General features: G+C 47.1%; 16 protein-coding genes and 1 tRNA gene. 4 read left to right on the plus strand and 13 right to left on the minus strand.

Annotated features, from left to right (window positions below; all coding sequences use genetic code 11):
* Positions 1 to 139 precede the first annotated feature (139 nt).
* Complete coding sequence (locus OL444_RS10985) at positions 140 to 1,231, plus strand: PIN domain-containing protein (protein ID WP_264733159.1); 1,092 nt, start codon at positions 140 to 142, stop codon at positions 1,229 to 1,231.
* Between the two features lie 337 nt (positions 1,232 to 1,568).
* On the opposite strand, the gene OL444_RS10990 is transcribed toward OL444_RS10985, so the two are convergent.
* The 8 genes from OL444_RS10990 to OL444_RS11025 form a co-directional block, all read right to left on the minus strand.
* Positions 1,569 to 1,793: a hypothetical protein gene (locus OL444_RS10990; RefSeq protein WP_264733158.1), complete on the minus strand. Its 225-nt coding sequence runs from the start codon at positions 1,791 to 1,793 to the stop codon at positions 1,569 to 1,571.
* Between the two features lie 231 nt (positions 1,794 to 2,024).
* Entirely contained in the window at positions 2,025 to 2,552 is a 528-nt protein-coding gene (locus OL444_RS10995; protein ID WP_264733157.1) for a hypothetical protein, read from the minus strand.
* A 204-nt stretch (positions 2,553 to 2,756) separates the two neighbouring features.
* Positions 2,757 to 2,840: transfer RNA gene (locus tag OL444_RS11000), tRNA-Leu, on the minus strand.
* A gap of 219 nt (positions 2,841 to 3,059) precedes the next feature.
* Positions 3,060 to 4,286 carry a glycosyltransferase gene (locus OL444_RS11005; RefSeq protein ID WP_264733156.1) on the minus strand — a complete coding sequence of 409 codons (1,227 nt, stop codon included), beginning with the start codon at positions 4,284 to 4,286 and terminating at the stop codon, positions 3,060 to 3,062.
* A complete protein-coding gene (locus tag OL444_RS11010) occupies positions 4,283 to 4,720 on the minus strand; it encodes a GNAT family N-acetyltransferase (protein WP_264733155.1) in 438 nt (145 codons plus the stop codon). Before OL444_RS11010 ends, OL444_RS11005 begins: the two co-directional genes overlap by 4 nt.
* Entirely contained in the window at positions 4,710 to 5,822 is a 1,113-nt protein-coding gene (locus OL444_RS11015; protein WP_264733154.1) for a DegT/DnrJ/EryC1/StrS family aminotransferase, read from the minus strand. Before OL444_RS11015 ends, OL444_RS11010 begins: the two co-directional genes overlap by 11 nt.
* A 157-nt stretch (positions 5,823 to 5,979) precedes the next feature.
* On the minus strand, positions 5,980 to 6,429 hold the full coding sequence (locus OL444_RS11020; RefSeq protein WP_264733153.1) for a KTSC domain-containing protein: 450 nt from the start codon (positions 6,427 to 6,429) through the stop codon (positions 5,980 to 5,982).
* A gap of 113 nt (positions 6,430 to 6,542) precedes the next feature.
* Positions 6,543 to 7,178, minus strand: a complete 636-nt coding sequence (locus tag OL444_RS11025) for a LysE family translocator (RefSeq protein WP_264733152.1) — start codon at positions 7,176 to 7,178, stop codon at positions 6,543 to 6,545.
* Positions 7,179 to 7,272: 94 nt separating this feature from the next.
* Here OL444_RS11025 and OL444_RS11030 point away from each other — a divergent pair, with 94 nt between their 5' ends.
* Positions 7,273 to 7,854, plus strand: a complete 582-nt coding sequence (locus OL444_RS11030; protein ID WP_264733151.1) for a Crp/Fnr family transcriptional regulator — start codon at positions 7,273 to 7,275, stop codon at positions 7,852 to 7,854.
* A gap of 79 nt (positions 7,855 to 7,933) precedes the next feature.
* A complete protein-coding gene (locus tag OL444_RS11035) occupies positions 7,934 to 9,013 on the plus strand; it encodes an oxidoreductase (protein WP_264733150.1) in 1,080 nt (359 codons plus the stop codon).
* A 65-nt stretch (positions 9,014 to 9,078) separates the two neighbouring features.
* Here OL444_RS11035 and OL444_RS11040 read toward each other — a convergent pair whose 3' ends face one another.
* Positions 9,079 to 9,849, minus strand: coding sequence for a glycosyltransferase family 2 protein (locus OL444_RS11040; protein WP_264733149.1), 771 nt, complete (start codon positions 9,847 to 9,849; stop codon positions 9,079 to 9,081).
* A gap of 196 nt (positions 9,850 to 10,045) precedes the next feature.
* Here OL444_RS11040 and OL444_RS11045 point away from each other — a divergent pair, with 196 nt between their 5' ends.
* Entirely contained in the window at positions 10,046 to 10,711 is a 666-nt protein-coding gene (locus OL444_RS11045) for a hypothetical protein (protein ID WP_264733148.1), read from the plus strand.
* Here OL444_RS11045 and OL444_RS11050 read toward each other — a convergent pair.
* The 4 genes from OL444_RS11050 to OL444_RS11065 form a co-directional block, all read right to left on the minus strand.
* Positions 10,708 to 11,736 carry a sterol desaturase family protein gene (locus tag OL444_RS11050; RefSeq protein ID WP_264733147.1) on the minus strand — a complete coding sequence of 343 codons (1,029 nt, stop codon included), beginning with the start codon at positions 11,734 to 11,736 and terminating at the stop codon, positions 10,708 to 10,710. The two genes, OL444_RS11045 and OL444_RS11050, sit on opposite strands and share 4 nt — an antisense overlap.
* Positions 11,737 to 11,908: 172 nt before the next feature.
* Positions 11,909 to 16,444, minus strand: a complete 4,536-nt coding sequence (locus OL444_RS11055) for a TonB-dependent receptor plug domain-containing protein (RefSeq protein ID WP_264733146.1) — start codon at positions 16,442 to 16,444, stop codon at positions 11,909 to 11,911.
* 4 nt (positions 16,445 to 16,448) lie between these two features.
* Entirely contained in the window at positions 16,449 to 18,980 is a 2,532-nt protein-coding gene (locus OL444_RS11060) for a hypothetical protein (protein ID WP_264733145.1), read from the minus strand.
* A 162-nt stretch (positions 18,981 to 19,142) separates the two neighbouring features.
* On the minus strand, positions 19,143 to 21,053 hold the full coding sequence (locus tag OL444_RS11065; RefSeq protein WP_264733144.1) for an AAA domain-containing protein: 1,911 nt from the start codon (positions 21,051 to 21,053) through the stop codon (positions 19,143 to 19,145).
* Positions 21,054 to 21,389: the final 336 nt, after the last annotated feature.

A 21,389-nucleotide genomic window follows, 5' to 3' on the forward strand; every position in this document is an offset into this window, starting at 1 on the left:
TTGGTCCGTATCCGCCCCTCTTTATCTCTACCTCCAACATATCGGAGACGATTTTAAATGGAAATTTGGTACTGAATTATTTAAGACTTCATGATTTAACTTATTTTCATGTTTCGATATAAATAATCGACAGAACATAATGACATCATCTTATTTGGTTTTAGATACAAATATCTGGATTTATTTGGCAAATGGACTTGATACCCAGTCAAGTCAACACTCCGCAAGGCAACATTTCGCCTTATTGAGAAGTTTAGAAGACCTGGTTAAGGACGGAATGGTAACCATACTTATTAATGACATCATAATACTGGAGTGGGAACGAAATAAAGCAAACGCATATAATTATGTCCAGAAACTAAAAAATAAAATAACCGATACAGAAAATAAATATAAAGCCAAAATAAGAGCAGGAACGTTAACCAACAATGATACTCAGGTTTATACTAATGAGATAAATATCCTGAAAGCTGAAATTCAGATTCAGGGATTGCACGTTGCAGGTGTTGAAAAGTTTATCTATAACAGTTGTACTCAGATTCCAATTCCAGATAAGATCAAAATACAGGTTTTTGATCTAGCAATAAGTAAGAAGCCACCATTCCATAATTCCAAAAACAATATTGCAGATGCAGGTTTGTTGTTATCTGCAGCTGATTATCTAAAGGATGTATTAATGTATGAGGATATTCAAGGATTTTTCATCTCTAACAATACTGCCGAGTTTACCAATGGCAAGAATAAGGAACGGTTTCATCCGGAAATCTTAAATATATTACCCACAAGGGAAATAATTTATCAGAACCATTTAGGAACTGCATTGAATTTACGAGAGGAAATCATTAAGGAGTATGATGAGTTCCGAAAAAAGCAAGCCTACTACGATAGCATTACATTTGAGTGTAAGAGCGTAACCTGTTATGATAGAGAAGATTTTGTACGGATTGGTTATCTTGATGATGAAATTTTATTCCCGGTAGCTCAACATAATATTAATCAAATTGATTTATTCACACAAGAGGTAATAAGAAAAAAAGACCCTATTACCTGTGCATCTGGGCATTGCAATTTTTGCGGACAACTACATTTTGAATGTCCAGCATGTGGGGAATTGGTTGGAATTTATGAGTATAATGAGCCAATAAATTGTGAAGGTTGCAATTCTATTTACATAATATCCAAGCATGGTAATCATAAAATGGTTGAAGCACAAGAAGGGGAAGAAGAATAACTTTTTAAATGATTGATCAGCAATACAGCCCGTAACTTAAGGAATATCCTAATAATTTGGCACAAGAACTAAAAAAATTTTTAGTTCAGTGTAGCCAGCATACTCAGTTGTTTTCGGTTATTAACACGGGAGGACCTTGACTTTAAGATGTCAGGAGCCTTCTGTATTCGTTATGCTGCTATAAGTTTGAAGATTAGCTATTCATTCAGGCGGATAATTTGTAATACCCGTGATTTCTACACATCATACTGCCCCGATAAATATGAGGATCTCACTTTCCCTAGAGTTTATCTAGCTAATTTCCGCGAAGCGTGGAATATGACAGTAAGCTTTTAGTCTATCCTAATACGCAGCTTACCCCAATAGCAGCAGCCTTTTTAATAAAATCCTGAGCCACATTCAAATCAACAAACGAAATTTCAGCAGTTTCATTTGCCCAGATATAATCTACTATTTTTCGCGCATCAGCAAAAGACATATCCGATAATTCCCTGATTAATATCAATAATGGAATAAAAGGCAATTCGTCCTTCTTATACCCACTAATATGTACATTATGCATAACTCGAATTATAAACAAACTTTTTGATCTGTAAAATCTAAATGTAATTACGTAAGCGTATTTACTTTCAATCCTGACCGTGATCCGATGGTATAGAAATCGAATCTGTTCTTTCCCGATTTGAAGAAGTTGGCAGAATTGTATAGTCTTGGTGGAAACAATGGCAGATTCCCTCAAAAATGAGTATCCAGAGGGTACTCGCAAATCTTATATGTAGAATTATTTAGCTGCCTAACGTTTCTGTTCAATAGCTTCCTTCATAGCATTAATCTCCTGTTGGGAAAAGTCAATCAAATAAGCGCAAACAGCACCATCTTTAACACTGGTACGATTATCAACAACATACAAAAGTCTATTCGCGATAATCAATGCTATCTTTGGATGGAAAGGACTTTCTGTTCCATCTTGTAAGTCCTTAGTACCTTTAGCATCGAACTTTATGCATATGTTCTTATATGTTGTGCTGTCAATTTTCGTATCCTGTATCTTGCACTCAATAATATTATCAACGGAGGCAAATGGCAACTTTTCTATAGAATAAATCTTATCGGAATTTTTTTCTTGCATCTTTATTCCTGTTAACGTATCTGCCAAAAAATAAAATCCGGTTCGCATATATACTGTATCGGCGCTCTTCTCTTTAGTTGTATCTGCATGATGAGACACCGGGAGGGTATCATTGTTACAAGAAGCTATCAGTAATAGAAGTACTATAGCAAGAAATACCTTACGTATAATCAGGTAGTTGGGGATCATCATCTTTTTGTTTGTAAATTTATTTCACAATATAGGTAGGGGTGAGCAAATATGAACGCCTAAACTTGTAAAGACAGCCATGCTCTTAATAAAGCCTCGTAAAGGCTACCACTTTCTGCTTGATCCGATAAAGCGGGTAAAAACATAAACACCACTACCACAAATAAAAAAAGGTTGTAAGCCAAAACTTACAACCTTTAAATCTAGTGCCCAGAACTGGATTCGAACCAGCACACCCTTGCAGGCGCTGCGACCTGAACACAGTGCGTCTACCAATTTCGCCATCTGGGCATCTGATATTGTGTCAGGGGTGCAAAGATATGCAGCAAAATGATTTTACCAAATTTTTCTCAAAAAAAATCTCACATAAAATCACCTCTATACACAAAAACGTATCAATGACAATTATAGCCATAACAAGGCAGGGCAGCCATTGTACGAGGTGTTGATGCCAGCAATGAAAGACAGCCGCTTAATAAAGCTTTAAATCACCATCACGGCTATACGAACCTACGCCAGCTCTTCTTCCACGATGCGCGCCAATACCTCGCCGAGCAGTTGCAAACGCTGATCAGATTCCTTTTGCAGTTGCACCACATCCGGTTGTTGCCGGGTGGCAGGAGCCGCTGCAATGACTGCTTTCATCTTTGCTGCCAGGTCATGATGATCAGACACTTTGAAGAAAGTCACCAGGGGATCTGTAATTTCCTGATTGATGGGAATATCGGAAATGATGGCCTGCTGGCCAATGGCGATAGCATCGTAGGTGGCGCCGCCGCCAGGACCGCCTTCAAACAGTGTTGGCTGAATCAGGGCAATGGCATGTTGCAGAATCTGTACCTGGTCTTCTTTGGAGATGTAGCCCAGGAACTGTACCTGCTGCGTGATACCCATCGCGTGGATTTCGGCCTGCAGCTCTTCAAAGTAGGCCGCGTGGCGGTTGTCGCTGGTAGCGCCGGTACATACGATGGATACTTTTTCCGGAATGCTGTCGAGTACTTCTTTCAGCGCACGGAAAGCGGTGATATGTGATTTGTGCTGCCAGAACTGATTGGAGATAATAAAGTATTTTTCCGGCAGGTTATATTTTTGTTTGAGTTCCGCGAAGTTGCCGGCCAGTAATCCTTGATGGAACATGGGCGTAAAGGGCAGGTTAACGATGCGGGCATGATCCTGCGGAAAGAACGTGTTGGCATCATTCTTTACTGCGTGGGAATTCACGATCACGGTTTTGGCGGTAGCCAGCATATCCCGGAAGTGGATATCGCGGTTGGCGCGTTCTTCCTCGCTGAAAAAATGAGCGAGGTATTTATGCTGAAAGTCGTACAGGTAGCCGATCCAGGGGATGGTTACTGTAGGCTTCAACGGTTGTATGCTGGGAATCAGCAGCTGGATCCCGTTTTTTTCAATCACACTTTCCAGGCCGCCGTCATACACGTGGTAGTCGAGTACCGGCATGGTGGCGCGGAATTCCCTGAATTCATTTACACCGGCATTGGTGTCGATGTAATCCCGGCGTAAGCCGAGGCGATATAATAGTTTGTTGCGTTTGTTTTGTTTGCGGTTTTCTTTCCGCTCCGGAAGGGTGGAGTGGTCAGGCACCAGTATGGCAAGGTTGAATTTGCCGGTGGCTGCTAAGCCACGGATGACCATTTTTATAAAATCAACGCCGCCACCCCAGGAGATGAATCCATTGGTGATAATGCCTATTGTTGGCTTACTGCCTGCTTTGTTCATGAAATGGTTAATTTATAAAAAGAGATATGATCCGTTTGACGTTCCCGTTGAAAGCCATGGTGTTCATACAGCCGGATGGCTGGCGTATTCTCCTTGTCTACAGACAGGTGAATAACAGACAGCTGTAAATCCGTTGCAGCAGCGATAAGCGCCTGTAACAGCGTTTTACCGAGGCCCTGTCCCTGAAAGGCAGGGAGGAGGGCAATGCCCAGCCATACGGTGTCTGCTTCTTTGTCGAGATGGCCATAACCGGCCACTGCGCCGTCAGACAGCAGTATCAATGTGCACAGGTGCTGATCCAGCACGGCTATGGTTCTGTTGTTGAAATATCGAAAGGTATCCTGTACCGGTGCGCTGGCAGCAATAAAATCACTGACCAGCGACCGGTTTTCTTTGCCGATCCGCACTACATCAATCATCCGCTCACGATGCATGTCTCTCCCGGTAATAAGTCAGTATGATGTTGGTAATATAGTCCAGTTGTTCCTGCGTCAGCTCCGGATAGCTGGGCAGGTTAATGCCTCTGCGGCCCAGATTTTCAGCGATGGCATGACGTTCATATCTGGCGGCATACATAGGCATGGTATGTACCGGATAAAAGAGCGGTCTGGTTTCTACGCCTTTTGCTTTCAGTACTTCCCGGAGGTCGTCTCTTTCGGTTTCGTCGGTAACGAGAATAGAACACATCCAGTAAGAGTGTACCACATCGCCTTGTTCTTTATGAAAAACGATGCCGGTGCCTTCAAAGGCAGCTTCGTATGTTTTGGCTACTTTTCTTTTGCGGGCAAGGATATCTTCCACGCGTTGCAGCTGTGCCAGCCCGATGGCGGCGCAGATATTGGTCATGCGGTAGTTATAGCCGATGATGTCGTGCCAGTATTCGCGGTGTTTGGCCAGGCCCTGACCTTTGAAACGTACCAGGCGGTCGTGCAGGGTCTGATCGTTGGTGACTACCATGCCGCCTTCGCCGGTAGTAATGGTTTTATTACCGAAGAAGCTGAAGGTAGATACATCACCGAAAGTTCCTACATGTTTTCCTTTGTATTGGGTGCCCAGGGCTTCTGCGCAGTCTTCTATCAGGAAGATGTTATGCTTGCGGCAGATGGCGGTCATGGCATCCATATCGCAGGGATGACCATACAGGTGTACTGCCATCACAGCTTTGGTGTTGGCTGTGATTTTCTTTTCCACATCAGCGGGATCTATCTGCCAGCAATCGTTGAGAGAATCCACAAAAACAGGCGTCGCGCCGGTGTAGGTAATGGCATTTACAGAAGCGATATAGGTCAGGCTGGGCACAATCACTTCATCTCCTTTGCCAATACCCAATGCCACGAGGGCCAGGTGGATGGCTACCGTACCATTGCATACGGAGGCCGCATGGCCTACTTGCAGGTAATGTGCAAATTCACGTTCAAATTCAGCAATGAATTTTCCTTTTGATGAAATCCAGGTAGAGTCCAGGCATTCCATCACATTTTTTTTCTCCTGTTCTCCCAGTGATGGTTGGTATATCGGAATCTTAAATGTGTTCATATCAAAAATTATTGACCGGATCTTATGCTTTTAATAGAAGATCAAAATCAAAAATACATAAATACTTATGATTTAAAATACTATATAATGCAAATGCCCGGAAGGTAAATATGCTTTTACCTTCCGGGCAGCCGGTTGTATGATCCGCAACAAAACCTTATACTTCCTGGGCTCTGCTTACCTTGCGATAAACAAATTCATGGTAGATATGGCGACGGCAGAAGCGGCCGGGTGTGTCGGAATTAATCAGTTTAGTGTAGAGTGTTCTCGGTACATCGAAATATTCGTAACTGCTGCCATCCTGGAAGTTCAGTTGTAATACCTGCTTCGTATAGGAATAATCCCGGATCATAGAGGCGGAAATCGTTTCTGTATACTGTGGCAAGGCTTGTTCAATGGTTTCCGGGGCTACGCTCACCAGGAAATGATACGCTTCGATCAGTTCCTTACTTTTTGTTTCTGCCTCCAGTTTTTTCTCATCATCTTCGCTGGCAAACTTATCAGGGTGCCATTCCTTCATCAGGTTGCGGTAGATGGACTTTAAATCCTTGAGTTCAGTGGTTTTGGTAACACCGAGCAGCTTTCTATAATTTACTATTTTACTCATAATTGACAGGCGAGGTTAACAGTTTCCCCGAAAAATCGGTGAAGCTACGTCAATTTCACGGGTCGGCAAGTAAAAATTAGGTTAAATAAATGCTACGGATGGGAACGAAAAGGCTATTTTCCCTTATCCAGCGCCATTTTGATGGCCAGGCTACTAAATACGCCCGCCATCACCCATTTCTGGGTACGTACCCATTTCGGATTACCGGCAAACCACCGGGTCACATGACTGGCGGAAAGGATAATCAGCCCGTTGGTGGTGAAGCTCATCATCATCTGTATGATGCCCAGGGTAAAGCTTTGGGTGAGTACCGATCCGTAGGCCGGATTAATAAACTGCGGGAAAAACGACAGGTAAAACACGGCAATCTTCGGATTGAGGATGCTGGTGAGCAATCCCATCGTAAATAATTTGGCCGGGGTATCATGCTGCAGGGTGCGGGCATTGTCGAATATGCCTTTACCACCGGGTTTAACGGCCTGCCAGGCCAGGAACAGGAGGTAGAGCACCCCCGTGGTTTTCAGCAGCGTATAGGCAAACGGAATGGCCATCAATACGGCCGTTAATCCGAAGGAGACGAAGGTGATATGGAACAGGAAGCCACAGGCTACGCCAAACAGGGAAATAAAGCCGGCTTTTCTGCCCTGGGTAACAGATCGGGTAACCAGGTAAATCATGTTGGGACCAGGTGTTAATACCATGATGAGCGACGCCAGGCAAAATATCAGTAGTTGATGTATCGGAATCATTGCGGTAATTATAATTGAATTCGGTGGTGAATGTAGGATGTTTCGCGGAGTTTTATCAATAACTTGTACCGCGAATTTTAAATATTTCAGGCAGATGCATACCTTGTTAATAGCGAATATACTGAAACATGTTTCCCTCAGCGAGTCAGAACAGCAGCGGATTCCCGGCTATTTTGAATGGCGGAAAACGCGGCGCCGGCAACACTTGTTGCGGGAAGGTGAGTTATGCGACCATGAATATTTTGTATTGAAAGGATGCTGCCGCCAATATGCCATTAACCGTGAAGGAAAGGAAAATGTGCTGCAGTTCAGCATTGAAGGCTGGTGGATTACGGATCTCGACAGCGTGGTGACAGGCCGCCCGTCGCTGTTTAATATCGATGTACTGGAAGGCGGAGAAATATTGCAGATCAGCAAAGCGCAGCTGACCCGGTTGTTTGATGATATACCAGCGGTAGAGCGGTATTATCGGATCATTTCCCAGCGGGCGTTTATCGCCCTGCAGCGCCGGATCTTTTTCCTGCAGCAGCCTGCCCGGGAAAGATATGAGGCATTTGTAGCCAGCTATCCGTATTTCGAAACCCGGCTGCCGCAACACCAGATAGCGGCGTATCTGGGCATTACACCCGAATCCCTGAGCCGTATCCGGCACAAAATAACACGGGCATCTTCCTGAAAGCACCCCTGTAATTTCTTATCATTTGTCATTGGAATGGGGAGCTGTCTGCCTGCAACTTTGTATAAAATTTTTATACATGGAAGCACAACATATCTCCACACATCCGGCGTTAGCGCCTTATCATATAGGACAACAGCTTATTAAAAACAGGATGGCTGTGGCGCCAATGAGCCGCGCCAGCGCTACTACGGCAGGTGTACCTACCGCCGCGATGGAAGCTTATTATGAAAAGTTTGCGACCGGCGGATTCGGGATGATTATATCAGAAGGACTCTATACAGATCAGATCGCGAGTGCCGCGTATCCCCAACAACCAGGCATTGTTACACCAGCACAGGTAGCCGCCTGGCAGCAGCTGGTACATACCGTAAAAGCACAGGACACCGTTTTCATTGCACAATTGATGCATGCCGGCGCTTTATCGCAGCACCTGCCCAATACCCTGGCACCCTCCGTGGTAACGCCGCTGGGCCGCAAGCTGCGCTCCTATGGCGGTGGCGACGGACCTTTCCCGATACCGGCTGCTATGACCACCATAGACATCCAACAGGCAATTGCTGGCTACGCACACGCGGCGCAACAGGCTGCCCGCGCGGGTTTCGACGGCGTAGAAATCCATGCAGCCAACGGCTATATGCCGGATCAGTTCCTGACAGAATACACCAACCTCCGGGAAGACGCCTATGGCGGCACGGTAGCCAACCGGTTCCGGATCATCGCGGAAATTATGGCAGCAGTAAAACAGGTGGTGCCGGCAGACTTTATCGTGGGCCTGCGGTTGTCGGAAGGTAAGGTCAATGACTACAGCTATCGCTGGAAAGGCGGTGCAGACACGGCTCGCGCGATATTGGAAGAAGTACGGCGGGTACAGCCTTCCTATGTACATATTTCCGGGGAAGGCGGCAGCTGGGAAACGACCGGATTTTATGAAACAGGAGAATCGCTCACCGGGCTGGCCAAACAATTGGTGCAACAACCGGTAATCGCCAATGGTAACCTGGGTGATGCTGCCGTGGTAGACCGGGTGTTACAGGAAGGACATGCAGACTTTATCTCCCTGGGAAAAGCCGCACTGGCCAACCCCGATTGGCCCGAGCGGATACGCCGGGGTGTACCGCTGACAACTTTCGACAGAAGCATGAGCGAGCCGTTTTAGGCATAAAAAAACCGCATTTTCCGGATGGTCCGGGAAATGCGGTCAATATGTTGATAGTCTTGCGATCAATAGTAATCTACAATACCGTCTTTTCTTCTTTTGCGGTAGCGTTTATATAACCACCTGAAGTACATCACCCATCCCATGCTCTTTCTGATGATGGTGGGTTTTTCCTTGATGAAAACAGGATCCACGTTCATGGTAGAGAAGCCGCTCATATTGTAGCTGGCAATGGTGATCGGGAAGTGCAGTTTCTTAAAGCTGCTGTTACCCCATACATGCAGGTTCACTACATAATCCGCATATACTTTATAACGCAGGTTATAGCTATACAGCTTGAAAACCCTTGCTGGATAGAGGATCGCCTGGTGGTTCATACACTCTTTTGCTAAACGGTAGGTAGTAAATTTACCGGTGAGCAGCGTATATACAGGTTTAATCCCTTTTCTGACAAATTCCGTTGTGTTGCCATAATAAACGGCATTAGGATCTTCCAGTTTCTGCGCCAGTTCACTGAAACCGGGCAGTAACCGGTCGTCGGAGCCCAGGAAATGCAGCCAGTCGCCTTTGGCCATTTGGGCGCCGCGGTTCAGGGCATCATAGATACCTTTGTCTGGTTGGCTGGTGAAGGTGATACGGTGGGTTTCCGATAGTTCTTTTAAGATAGCTACGGTATTGTCCGTGCTGGCCCCATCGGCCACCACGATTTCAATATTCTTGTATTCCTGGCTGGCGATGGACCGGATACAACCCCGTATATCTCTTTCGGAATTGAAAGTGGCGATCACCACACTGATCAGTGGGCCACTATTCATGGTTCCGGACATATTATTCATGTGTATATGTATTAAATTGACCGCAAATATAGAAAAAACTTATTTTGCACGGCCGGTTGTAGTATGGCAGTTTATACAAGATAACTACCAACTGGTACAGAGACGCCCGTGGGAAGCCTGCGTTTACCGGATAAGCACGGGTTTACCGGAAAATATTACAGCCCTGATAACCCCTACATTTTAAAAATCGATGACAATGCCGGACTTATCTTCTCCAACTAACTGGCCGATGCAGGGACCTGCACACTCCTTTTTTACGCAGCTGTTCCGGTTATTGCCTGCCTCCTGTCGCGCTTTGCAGGAAGGGTTGGACAGTGGCCTCTATACCGGGTATATGGTCAATGCGGTGCAGGGTGGCCACCACTATATTGTATTGACGGATCCGGCCCAAACAGATCGTTTCCTGGTAAATGGACTGCATTTTAACCTGCATCCAATTACCGTCATCACGAAAGACGGCACCGATACCTTATCACTGGCGGTTTTCCAGGGTATCTGGACTGCTTTTACCACTACCAGACCCATTACTGATTTTCAGGACTATCGTTTCGACGTATCCGCCCTGGAAAAAACGGATTTCAAGATGGGTGCTACCAACCCCGCAGAAGCGCTGGTGGCAGGGCTGAAATCTGCATGGCTGGATTTCTCTCAGCTGCATGAAATCCAGGCGGGCGGAAAATATTTTTATGTCATCAAAGACCTGGGTGCCGGAAATAGCATTGCTATTGATAATGCCGGCCAGGTATTCGGTATTGCACCTCACGCCCAGCCGGTATACTTACATGCTTCCGTAAAGGATTTTACGACAGCTGTCAACACCGGCGTTGTGAAGCCGGATGCATGGCTGTCTGCCAATGGCTAAGCTGTTTTGGTGGCAACAACAGGGGTTTCGGTTAACGCCTGCATTTGTGCATCGAGATAGGCTTGCTTCACGACGCGGGCTGTTTTGTGATCGCCGGTGTGGCTCCATCCCGGCGGCATAATAAAGTACAGGCATTTGTTTTTAAGACCCGGTGCATGTATCACATCTTTAAACAGATAATATAATTCTCCGAAATAAACATCCGCAAAATTATTGGTGTTCATCTCCCGGGAAACCCCATATTCGATGTCTATCTCTTTTTCTTCGTATTGAAAAGTACCAAACACTTTATCCCAGATGTTGAGCAGGTTACAGAAATTGGTATCCATGTAAAGCGGATTGCGGGCATGATGTACCCGGTGATGCGAAGGGGTGAGGATGATCCGGTTTAAAAAGCCCAGTCTGCCATCTTTCAACAGATTTTCTCCTACATGAATAAACGCGCCCCAGGTGCCGTCAATAAACATAATTAAAAACAGCAGGGCCGGATGAATACCGGCGAGGATACAGATGGAGGTGCGGATCACATCTGCATAAGGCGCCTCCAGAAAAAAATGCGTATATGTAACAGAGAGATTCATGCTTTGCGGCACATGATGGGTGGCATGCAGACACCAGAAGATTCTTACTTTATGTCCCAGGTAATGATAGATGAAATGGGCGAACTCCCATATGATATAGCCATATATCAACCAGTACCAGGTGAGGGTAGTATGAAATAAGGCGAGTGGCTCCAGTAGCCCGATACAGAAGGCAACAGCTGCAATGGAAATAAACCGGGAAAGAAAACGGTTGAATACAAAAGTGAAGAAAGGCATTTTGTAGTCTTCGATGCGGAACCGTTTGTACACCAGTGCCCGCCCGGCTTCCAGCAGTAGCAAAAATGGAATCAGGGGACCGATCGCACTACTGATGCCATCCCAGGTCAGTAATACCTGATAGTTGCCTGTCTGAAACAGGGTAATAAGTGGCCGGATGCCCAGGAAAGAAAGTAACTCCTGGTATAACGTGTGTAGTATTGCCATACGATGTGGGTTATCGTGGAAACGTGGAAAAATAAATAACGGATGAACCGTTTTAGAACACTTTAAATATAAAAAAAGTGGGGATAAAAAAGGAATTATTTAGATAGATGGCAACATAAAAAACGGGCCGCCCGAAGAGGGGCGACCCGTAGTAAAATATAAAGCCGGAAGATTATGGGAGTACCGTCACGTTTACCCCTTCATTCCAGTGTTTGTGTTCAGGCATATAATAGAGATAAGTATTGCTGGCTTTGGCCCGATAGGTACCCGGAATATCTGCTTTGAGATCCAGGTGGATGGTTTTAGTTTCCTCGGGTCTAAAGCCAAGCCAGTAGCATACCAGGTAGTTATCAAAGATTTCGTAGTGGGCCACTTTATGTTCTTCCGTGAGTGTTTTCAGTTGCCATGGCTGCAGGGATAAGCCTGCAGGGATGCCGATCTTGGCTACCGCCATGCCCAGTCGTGCAAGCGCCGTATTTGTAACGGCTACCTGCATACGTACGGTGCTCCCCATTTTTACCGGAGAAGCCTGCAGGGAGGTCGACAACTGCAGGAGGGCCTGTTCGCTGTTCGGCGGCTGAAAGGTCTGGTAGCTGAGATCCAGGCTATACGGAATAGTAGCAGCCGGCTGGCTGTATTGTACGGTAAAGACATGCTGCCCGTTGGCAATTGTTTTCGGTAACGTATCACCGGCAGACAATGTATCTCCGTTCAGGGCAAACTGAATCCGCAGGTCCTGATTGGCGCTGGTAGCCAGTTTGGAATAGGCAGACAAAGCTTCCAGTGCCAGTACGGTGGATTGGGTAGACCCATAACCATAATGGGATTTCTGGGCCAGGATATCCGTAATAAGTGTTTGTATGACAGGAAGGGTAGGGGTAGGGGATTTAGTGAGTGCCAGTGCATATAAAGCTTTGGCGGCAATCTCCAGCGACCTGCCGCTGGCATTGACCAGACTGGCTTTTAGCTGCAATGTTTTATCCTGATAACCGGTCTGGAGCTGTTGCATGAGTTGCCGGTAATCTTCCTGGCGGTGCAGGTTACTGGCTGCCAGTGCCGCGAGGGATAAGAGATACATATCGTTACTGGCTTTTGCTTTTTTAACGGCACTTTCATATTCCGGGAGGATGTCTTTTCCCATACCGGCCTGTGATAAAGCATATACGATGTAGAGATGCGCTGCATCAGCAGGAGTAACGGCAAATCCGTATTTCCCCTCTGCTAAACGAAAGGCGCCTTTTCCATCACGGCGACTCAATAGAAAATTTTTGGTGCGTGCCAGCAGGGCGGTATCTACCGGCATAAATTCCTGCATCGCGGTAAACTGCATCAGACCATAGGCGGTAAGGGCTTCGTGTGGTGGCGTATTGCCAAACCATTCAAATCCTTTTGCTGCGGTTTCATAGGCAATCAGTTTGTCATACCCGTTTTTCAGGTAGCGGAGGGCCCTAGCAGTAATGGCCGTATCAGCTTTACCGGATTCCTGCAGGTATTTCAGGATAAATAAATTGGGATAGGTAGTGGAAGATACCTGTTCAAAGCAGCCGTGTGGTTCCCGCAGCATGGCGGCGATGCCATCCAGCAGTTGTCCTTCCGGCTGATGGAAAATCCTGAGTTGACTATGCATACTACCGGGTACCATGTTACTTACTGTAAAAGTGTGTTGCCCGGAGGCATTGCCGGTAAGGGTGAGGTGCGCCGGAAATCCTTTCCCGGCTACATTCACCGGTAAGGTGAGGGTAGTGGTTTGTACAGCGCTGGCAACGGTGAACCGGATGGTGTCTTGCAGGGCGGCGGTAGCCGTTACGGGTATAAGTACTTGTCTGGAAGTACCTGGCGCCAGCAGCAAACTATCTGTAAAGTGGCCGGTATGCATGTTGGCCGGTAGGGTGACGGTCAGCCGTACCGGTAACGCCGTGATCCCGTTGTTCTTTAACACGAGCGGCAGTTGGGGCTTATCGCCGGCGGTAAGGTAGGGAGGTAATTTAGCGTCTATATCCAATGCATTTTGTGCGGCATAGGTAGCCGTACTATAGCCGGCCTTTCCGTTGTAGCCAATGCCTTCGGCAATGGCGCGGAAGGTGGTGGTGGCATCTGAATTATAGAATTCCACGGTGGCAGTGCCCTGCCGGTTGGTTTGTATCACCGGGTTCCAGTAAATCGTTTCGCGGAAATCATCCCGTTCTGTTGTAACGGTAGAAGTGTATACCGGCATATAGAATTTTCTGGTAGCGGAGTAGGCGGGATATTTGAAAGGTACGATGTGGCTGGTGAAGAGATATTTATCATTATCTGGCAGCAGTATATTTTCTGTTCTATCCTGCAGGGTAGTAATAATGATAACCCCATTTACTGCTTTGGAACCATATAGGGCAACAGCATTGGCGTCTTTCAATATGGTGATGGTGGCAATGTTACTTGGATGAAAACGCATCCAGGATGGCTGCATCGGCACACCGTCCACAATAAAGAGGGGTTCACTGCTACCGGTATAGGAGGTAGCTCCCCGCAGGGAAATCTGGGTGGATAGCTGGTTGGCATCATTGACCACCTGAATGCCGCTTACCCGGCCTTGCAGCGCGCTGGCAAGGTTATCGACGTATAATACGTCTTCTGCACGAATCGTACTCATACTGCTGGAGACCATTTGGCGATGGCCAGTACCATAGGAGATTACCACTACTTCACTCAGGTGGGAAGTACCCCCGGGTGGTTCTATCGGTGGTGGTACAATGTGGGAACCGGAGGATGATATAATTTCCTCCGTATACAAGGGCGATACCAGCTGTTTCCCATCTATTACAAGGGGGGTAGCAGCTGTTGTGGGCGTAGTAGCTGTTGGTGGGTAGTTATACAAATCAGTGCCGTTCTGGAGGATGTGGATACGGACTTTTGTACGGGCGTGCCGGGAACGGCCTATCAACGCATATTTTTCTCCGCCGGTAAGATCAGGAAAAGCAAATTCCCCGGTGTTATTGGTCGTTACCTGCGCAAGGAAAGTATGGGAAGTTTCGTTAATCAGATATACGATACCCGGTTCCGGCCGACCGCTCATCGTGTTGAGTAATATCCCCTTTAATACATTCGGGCGGCCAGCCTGTAATAAAAGGGAATCGGTGAGGCGGTTGGTATCGGTATAGGCAAAGTAACGATAACCATGGGTGAGCATCATCAGGTCCAGCGCGTTGCTGGCTTTAGGTTTGGTGGTATCGAAATAATATTGCGGTGCTGCTATTTTACCGGATAGCTCACTGCTCATCAACAGCCAGGACAGGAGGTGATCCTGTTTGTCATCCGCCAATGTCCATAGTTTATCGTCTACTACAGCAAGAGAAAGATTCGAGGGAACTGGCAAGCCTTTTTCATCTGTGGTGGTTAGTTGGAGCGATACCTTTTCCCGGGGCAGGTATTGTTTTTTATCCGGTGTGATGGTCAGCCGCAGATTTTTTTCTGCATGCAGGAATACAATTCTTTCTGCCAATGGTACCTGAGCGGCCGTGCTGAGTGTAAACCGGGCGATGCCAATGGGAAAGCTATCTGTTGGAATGGTGATGGTTTGTACACCTTTTACCAGCGATAGGGATTGGGTATAGTAGGGCACATTTCTGGCGGAGCCAATGAGCGTTACTGTCTGTGCAGTAGTTGCGTTGAGGTGAATCAGCAGTTGTTTATCTTTTTTCGCTAGCTGCATGACTACGCCTGATTCGCTGGCTGCGGGTAACGGATATTGTTGGGAGATACCTGCCGGGCTGATAATCCGGGCGGTGTAGACACTTCCTTTCTGTGGGGTAAACATACATTGTCCCATCCCCGCATGGTAGCTGTCGAAAGTGGCTACCTGTTTGCCTGTCTGATCCTGTATGATGCCTTTTACATCAGCTGGTTTCCCGTATTCATTCACCGCTTTAAAAGCCAGGTTGCTGGTCATATCCTGCACCAGTGTACCACCTTCCGGCATAAACTGCAGATCAATGTTTTGCAGGGTAATGGGAATACTTCGGGAGATCGCCTCCGTATAGCCGTCATAGTTAATTGTTACATTGAGTAAGCCATCACTGGTACACAGGCTGTCTGGCAGCCGGAAAGAGAGCTGTGATTTACCTGCCTGACTGGTCTGGAAAGTTTGGGTTTGAATGATTTGCCCGCCAATGGACACGGTAAAGCTGGCGGGATGATAAGCGATCGGTTGGTCGCTAAGGTTCCGCACAGTGTAATCAGCCAGGACGGTATCGCCGGGGCCGTATCCTTTTTTCGGGAAGTCCAGCTGCATCAGTATGCGTGGCGCGATCAGCTGTTGCAAGGTAATTTCTTTGGTGAACCAGGTATCCGTTTTTTCCAGTTTCATCCGGGAGGTATAGGCCCTTATTTTATAGATGCCGCCCGCCACCTTACCCTCGAAGTCAAAGGAGCCGGTAGCGTAACCATTTTTTACTTTCAGGTGCAGTGTTTTTAATATGTTACCGGAAGGAAGTATAATGTCTGTATGTACCATGGTACTTTGGCTGCTGGGTAGCTGATCCCGGCCATTGACTACATAGACTTTAAAATACAGGGTTTCGCCCGGTGTGAAAAAAACATGGTTGGTATGGATATAGATTTTTTCCTTGCCGGCAGCGTAGTCTTTTACTTGTGCTATACCAGCACTGGCCCACAGCAGGCAACATAACAACCACCAACAGCCATGATATAGGAAGCGATTATTTTTCATCGGTTTAAAATTGAAAAGAGAAAGAAAGCCCATAGGTTTTGGCAGCGGGCAGGTTGAAAAAATCCAGCCCGGTGCTGTTGGGCTGATCGAATAATAACTGGTTGGGATCTACGCCTTCATAGGCGGTCCATAGCATCACGTTGCGCAGGAAGGCTGAAATAGTAAGCTGCCTGCCTGTACGCTGCCAATTGAATCGGTGGCTTAAGCTGATATCGTTCAGCCGGAGATGATCTGCACGTTGTATATAATCCGCTGCTACGCCGCTGATACCGTACCGGGTCCACCTGTTTTGTGTAACAGGACGCGCCGGATTATAAAAGCTGACAGGTATATTGTTGGGCTGTCCGTCTTCCAGTACACCAGGAAAAATATATCCGGTGGTATTTCTTTCGGCAGCTGTAACGGCTGATCTGCCATAGTAGTCCAGCGCTGCCTGCGTACCATTCCAGATATCGCCGCCTTTTTTCCATTCCCATGTAGCATGTAGTGACCAATTTTCAAAATAGATCGTGTTATCCAGTTTCAGGATAAAATCGGGCGTCGGATTACCGATGATAGCAGGGGCGTCATTGACCATTGGAAACCCGGTTTCGTCGATGAGGATATTGTTTTGCGCATCGCGGGCATAGGTGTTACCGATAATGACGCCCATGGGCTGACCCGGAACCAGCGCCTTGTATACATTGCTGAAACCTGCCAATGGCGTATAGGCGTAGCCGTTTTCTACCTGTTGTACCTGGTCGCGGTAAGTATACAGGGAGAGGTTATGCGACATCCAGAGATCTCCCACCATGTTTTTGGTAATACCCAGTTGCAGATCCAGGCCCCGGTGTTGATGTTGTGCGATGTTTTTTAGCAGGAGCTGATCTCGTTCATACACCGGAAAGATATCCCGTTGGGTGTTACGGAGCACGAAGGACGCACGGAGGATAAGTAACTGATGATAGTCCACGGCAATTTTACCGGTCCATTCCTGGTGTTGTACGGGGGCCAGCCCATCAAATTCTTTTGCCTCCTGTACCGGAAAGTAGCGGTTGAACTGCACCGGGTGGTGGCGGAAAAGCTGTGCGTAGGAGAAGGACTGATGAACAGGTAATTCACTGTTGAAATGATGAAGACCTGCATCTATCTTTATTGTGAGATCATGCGGATAGTGAAATAGGTCTTTAAAGGTGACACCAGTTTGTATATACGGTAGAAAGTATTGCTGCTGATGGCTGGTATTGGAGAAATAAAACCGGTTGCCAATGTCCAGTCTTTCATCGATATGCCTGTTCTCCCTGTGAATGATCGAAAAGCCGGCAGACAGATCATGTGCTGATCGTTGATATTGGTAAGTAAGATCCGGATGGGTATAGTGAATCGTGGTGAGGGCTGATGTATAGTTATAATTCACTTCTGCAGCGGGAGCCACCCATTGGTTGTTACCTTTAAAGTTATATAGCAGCTGGCTGCGCAGGGAATAGTTGATATCATCTTTATCCCGTCTGGTACTCCTGCCGGTTGGAAATCCGGCTGCACCAGGCGGATAGTATTCTATACTGCGTTCCTGTATTTTTTCAAAGGAGGGGATCAGTTTAAATTTCAGCGGGTTTTTGAATTTATCCAGGGTCAGGCTGGCATTTTGTTGGGTGCGGTTAAAACGATTGTTATTCTCTTCCAGCAGGAAGTGTGGATTGTCTGCTTTGTCGCTGTAGCTGCGAAGGGTGCCGGTAAAAGTATAGTTCCCCTGACTATTGTCGAAGCTGACAGGCGTCAGGAGCGACTGTTGGTATACCCGGTTCAGGAAACCATTGCGGTTGGGATTGGCGTATTTTTCTCCCAGATATTGATAGGCGCCGGTAAGGGATCCCCAGGAGAACGAACGTTTAGCCGAGGCCGATAGTGATTTGGAAAGGTTGCTATTGTCCTGGATGACGATTTGATTAGCAGTATGGCTCAGGTCCAGCAGGAAATACCACTGCTCTTGATCATAACGTCTTACAGTGCTGTGCAGGCGCAGGGATTGATTAAACCGGACTGCGGTCCGGAAGATGTTATTGTTATAGGCGATAGCCGGTTGGCCATTGCCGGTTCCTGCCGGTACCAGCTTTCCCTGCTGGTCATAGCGATAACGGGTACCATCGAATTCCAGGGAAGACAGTGCGGGGCCGTAGCTGAATAATTCGCCGGTTTCCGGTCCCTGCCAGGTAAGCCGTCCATCGAGGGAACGCCCCTGTACAAACGCCTGCTGCAAAGCGGGTAGCTGGTTAATGGTCTGTAAACTCATCTCCGTACGATAGGTACCTCCCAGACTCAATTGCCGGGGCAGGAAAGGAGAAACAAGCACCATACGCGCACCTACTGTAACACTACGTATCTGGTTGCCCCAATAGTGCTCATATATAACCGGCCGGGGGCGCGGGTACAACAGGCTATCTGCCGCATGCTTTGGTAACAATCGCAGGTAATCATCTGACACAACAGGTTCCACCTCTTTCTGTTCCTGGGCGGTCGCCAGCGCAGGCAACAACAGGAACAACAACAAGTATTTCAAGGTATAAGATTTTGGATGCAATAAATGTAAGGAATATATACCGGCGCCTGAACGCACTGGCAGGATAGATATAGGCATAAACGTTATAGAAGGGTTAAACAGAAAAGATAGCCGGTAAAATCTTACCGGCTATCTTTATCATGTCTTGATGAGGGTCGTTTATCAGAGGTCCATAAATTCCCAGGCGCTTTGGTAGGCCTCACTTTTCTCCGCATAGGTGATAAAGTCTGCATAAAAAGGTAATTGGGAAAGGGTGGCACTGTCGCCGATAATCACCAGTTTTTTCCGCGCCCGCGTCATGGCCACGTTCATCCGGCGGATGTCGGAGAGAAAGCCGATGTTGTTGTCGGTATTGCTGCGGGTCATGCTGATGTACACAATATCCCGTTCCTGCCCCTGGAAACTATCGATGGTATTCACGGCAATTTTATCCCCATATGCCTGCAGGGCAGGGGAGTGTTGCAATTGTTCCTGTAACAGGTAAATCTGTTGTTTATAGGGAGAAATAACGGCAATGGAAGGAAAGTCGGCGGCAACCGGATAATGTGCGCCCAGTGCAGTCACCAGCTGAGACAGGTGTTTGAATAAAAATACCGCTTCTTCCGGGTTGGTGGTGCTGGTACCTTCCTGTTTTTCATCGAAACCACATCCGGCAGTATCTACAAAAGAAAGGGGCGCGTCGTCGGAAAACAGCAGGTGTTGTGCAACAGAGGCATGGGCTTTTAACCGGTCTTCATAAAAGATCCGGGAGGAATAACCCATAATCGTGGCATGCATGCGGTATTGTTCTTCCAGTAATACTACTGCTTCCGGGTGCAGGGCGGTACATTTTTCCAGCAGGGTGGTGCTAAGTCCCTGGCGGGCCGCTTCGGTGGATTTAATCGTCGGTGGTAACTGGCAGTGATCTCCGGCCAGTACCACTTTCTGTGCTTTCAGGATGGGGATCCAGCAGGCCGGTTCCAGGGCCTGTCCGGCTTCATCGATTACCACGGTATGGTATTTCAGATTTCTTACAGTATAGTGATGAGCGCCTACGAGGGTGGCCGTAATCACCTGTGCTTTGGCTACCAGGTCGTCGATGATGTATTGCTCGGTTTTCTCCACCTCCTTCATGATGTTGTGGGCTTCCGTAAAGAGGGCTTTACGTTGGTCGCGCTCCGCCTTGCCGAAATTCCGCTTGTATTTATGGGCCATGTCTTTGAACTCATTGGCCTGTTTTTTCAAGCGTTTAATTTCTTTCATGCTACTGTGTTCCGCCATTTTACTGTCGAGCGTTAATGCGGTCAGCCGGTTCGATACCCTGGCCGGATTTCCTACCCGCAATACATTCAGGCCTTCATCAGACAGCTTTTCACTCAATAGATCTACCGCGGCATTGCTGGGGGCTACCACCAGTATCTGGCGGTGTTCTTCGCGGTATAGGGCTTTGATGGCCTGCACCAGCGTCGTGGTTTTACCGGTACCTGGCGGGCCATGTACAATGGCGATATCGGTAGCTGATAAGATTTTATGTACAGCGGTTTGCTGCGAGGCATTCAATGCAGGAATAACGACGGGTGCAAGGTCGGTCCGGAAATCGGGCGCCTGTACGCCGGTTAATACCTTAATGAGGCGGTTTTCTCCATTTTTTTCGCTGAGGGCATCGGCCTGTTTAAGGGCATTCTGCATCTCATCATAACTGTTATCATCAAACAGCAGATCAATCCCTAATTTACCATCCCGCGACCACTCCGGTAGTTCATCGGTACGTAAGGTGATTTTCAGCCGGTTGCCTCCCTGATAGGTAATGGTGCCTTCCACCCGGTCGTTTTTAGGATCGTGGTGAGAGAACAGGGCGGCATCTGCCCCGAAACGTAACTGATGTGTAACATCCTGGTGAGTTGTTCGTTCTACCTCTACGGTCAGATAATCGCCGCGGCTCATTTCTGAACCTTTGATAGCGATCGGATACCAGGTGAGTCCATTGGCTCTCCGTTCGGATACCGTAGCTGTTTCAGTTAATTTCAGATAAGATTGCCGGTCCTCTTCGCGTTCTGTTTTTAACAACGCAAGCAGGTCTTTGAAATAATTCATAACGCAAAGGTAAGCGGTTGCAGACGGTTCAGAAAGTATTATCGTCCTGCAGCTGTCTTTTTTTCGGTAGAAAGCCCACCGGATAAGCCAATGCGGGAAGAATAAAATGTCTGAAATGCCGGATTGTTGGCATAAAATTAACGTGTCACACGATAAAGTTTTTTTGTTCTAATACGTTTTTTATTTACCTTCATGCCGCGATTTTAGTTGTTGATTAAATCTTGTTGTTGCCAATTTAGAAACCCATTCAATGAACAAATAAAATAACGGAATCCTGTTTATAGAGACCCTGGGTTTATGAAAAACATTACATATACTTCTTGATTTTACTTTAGC

This window comes from Chitinophaga nivalis (genome assembly GCF_025989125.1).
GTDB classification, from domain to species: Bacteria; Bacteroidota; Bacteroidia; order Chitinophagales; family Chitinophagaceae; genus Chitinophaga; species Chitinophaga nivalis.

What these genes read in the sequence shown, in the direction of transcription:
- OL444_RS11030 (WP_264733151.1), top strand. Translation starts at nt 7,273, where the DNA reads ATGCATACCTTGTTAATAGCGAATATACTGAAACATGTTTCCCTCAGC.
- OL444_RS11055 (WP_264733146.1), bottom strand. Translation starts at nt 16,444, where the DNA reads ATGAAAAATAATCGCTTCCTATATCATGGCTGTTGGTGGTTGTTATGT.
- OL444_RS11005 (WP_264733156.1), bottom strand. Translation starts at nt 4,286, where the DNA reads ATGAACAAAGCAGGCAGTAAGCCAACAATAGGCATTATCACCAATGGA.
- OL444_RS11020 (WP_264733153.1), bottom strand. Translation starts at nt 6,429, where the DNA reads ATGAGTAAAATAGTAAATTATAGAAAGCTGCTCGGTGTTACCAAAACC.
- OL444_RS11045 (WP_264733148.1), top strand. Translation starts at nt 10,046, where the DNA reads ATGCCGGACTTATCTTCTCCAACTAACTGGCCGATGCAGGGACCTGCA.
- OL444_RS11035 (WP_264733150.1), top strand. Translation starts at nt 7,934, where the DNA reads ATGGAAGCACAACATATCTCCACACATCCGGCGTTAGCGCCTTATCAT.
- OL444_RS11065 (WP_264733144.1), bottom strand. Translation starts at nt 21,053, where the DNA reads ATGAATTATTTCAAAGACCTGCTTGCGTTGTTAAAAACAGAACGCGAA.
- OL444_RS11015 (WP_264733154.1), bottom strand. Translation starts at nt 5,822, where the DNA reads ATGAACACATTTAAGATTCCGATATACCAACCATCACTGGGAGAACAG.
- OL444_RS11010 (WP_264733155.1), bottom strand. Translation starts at nt 4,720, where the DNA reads ATGCATCGTGAGCGGATGATTGATGTAGTGCGGATCGGCAAAGAAAAC.
- OL444_RS10985 (WP_264733159.1), top strand. Translation starts at nt 140, where the DNA reads ATGACATCATCTTATTTGGTTTTAGATACAAATATCTGGATTTATTTG.
- OL444_RS11050 (WP_264733147.1), bottom strand. Translation starts at nt 11,736, where the DNA reads ATGGCAATACTACACACGTTATACCAGGAGTTACTTTCTTTCCTGGGC.
- OL444_RS10995 (WP_264733157.1), bottom strand. Translation starts at nt 2,552, where the DNA reads ATGATGATCCCCAACTACCTGATTATACGTAAGGTATTTCTTGCTATA.
- OL444_RS11040 (WP_264733149.1), bottom strand. Translation starts at nt 9,849, where the DNA reads ATGAATAATATGTCCGGAACCATGAATAGTGGCCCACTGATCAGTGTG.
- OL444_RS11025 (WP_264733152.1), bottom strand. Translation starts at nt 7,178, where the DNA reads ATGATTCCGATACATCAACTACTGATATTTTGCCTGGCGTCGCTCATC.
- OL444_RS10990 (WP_264733158.1), bottom strand. Translation starts at nt 1,793, where the DNA reads ATGCATAATGTACATATTAGTGGGTATAAGAAGGACGAATTGCCTTTT.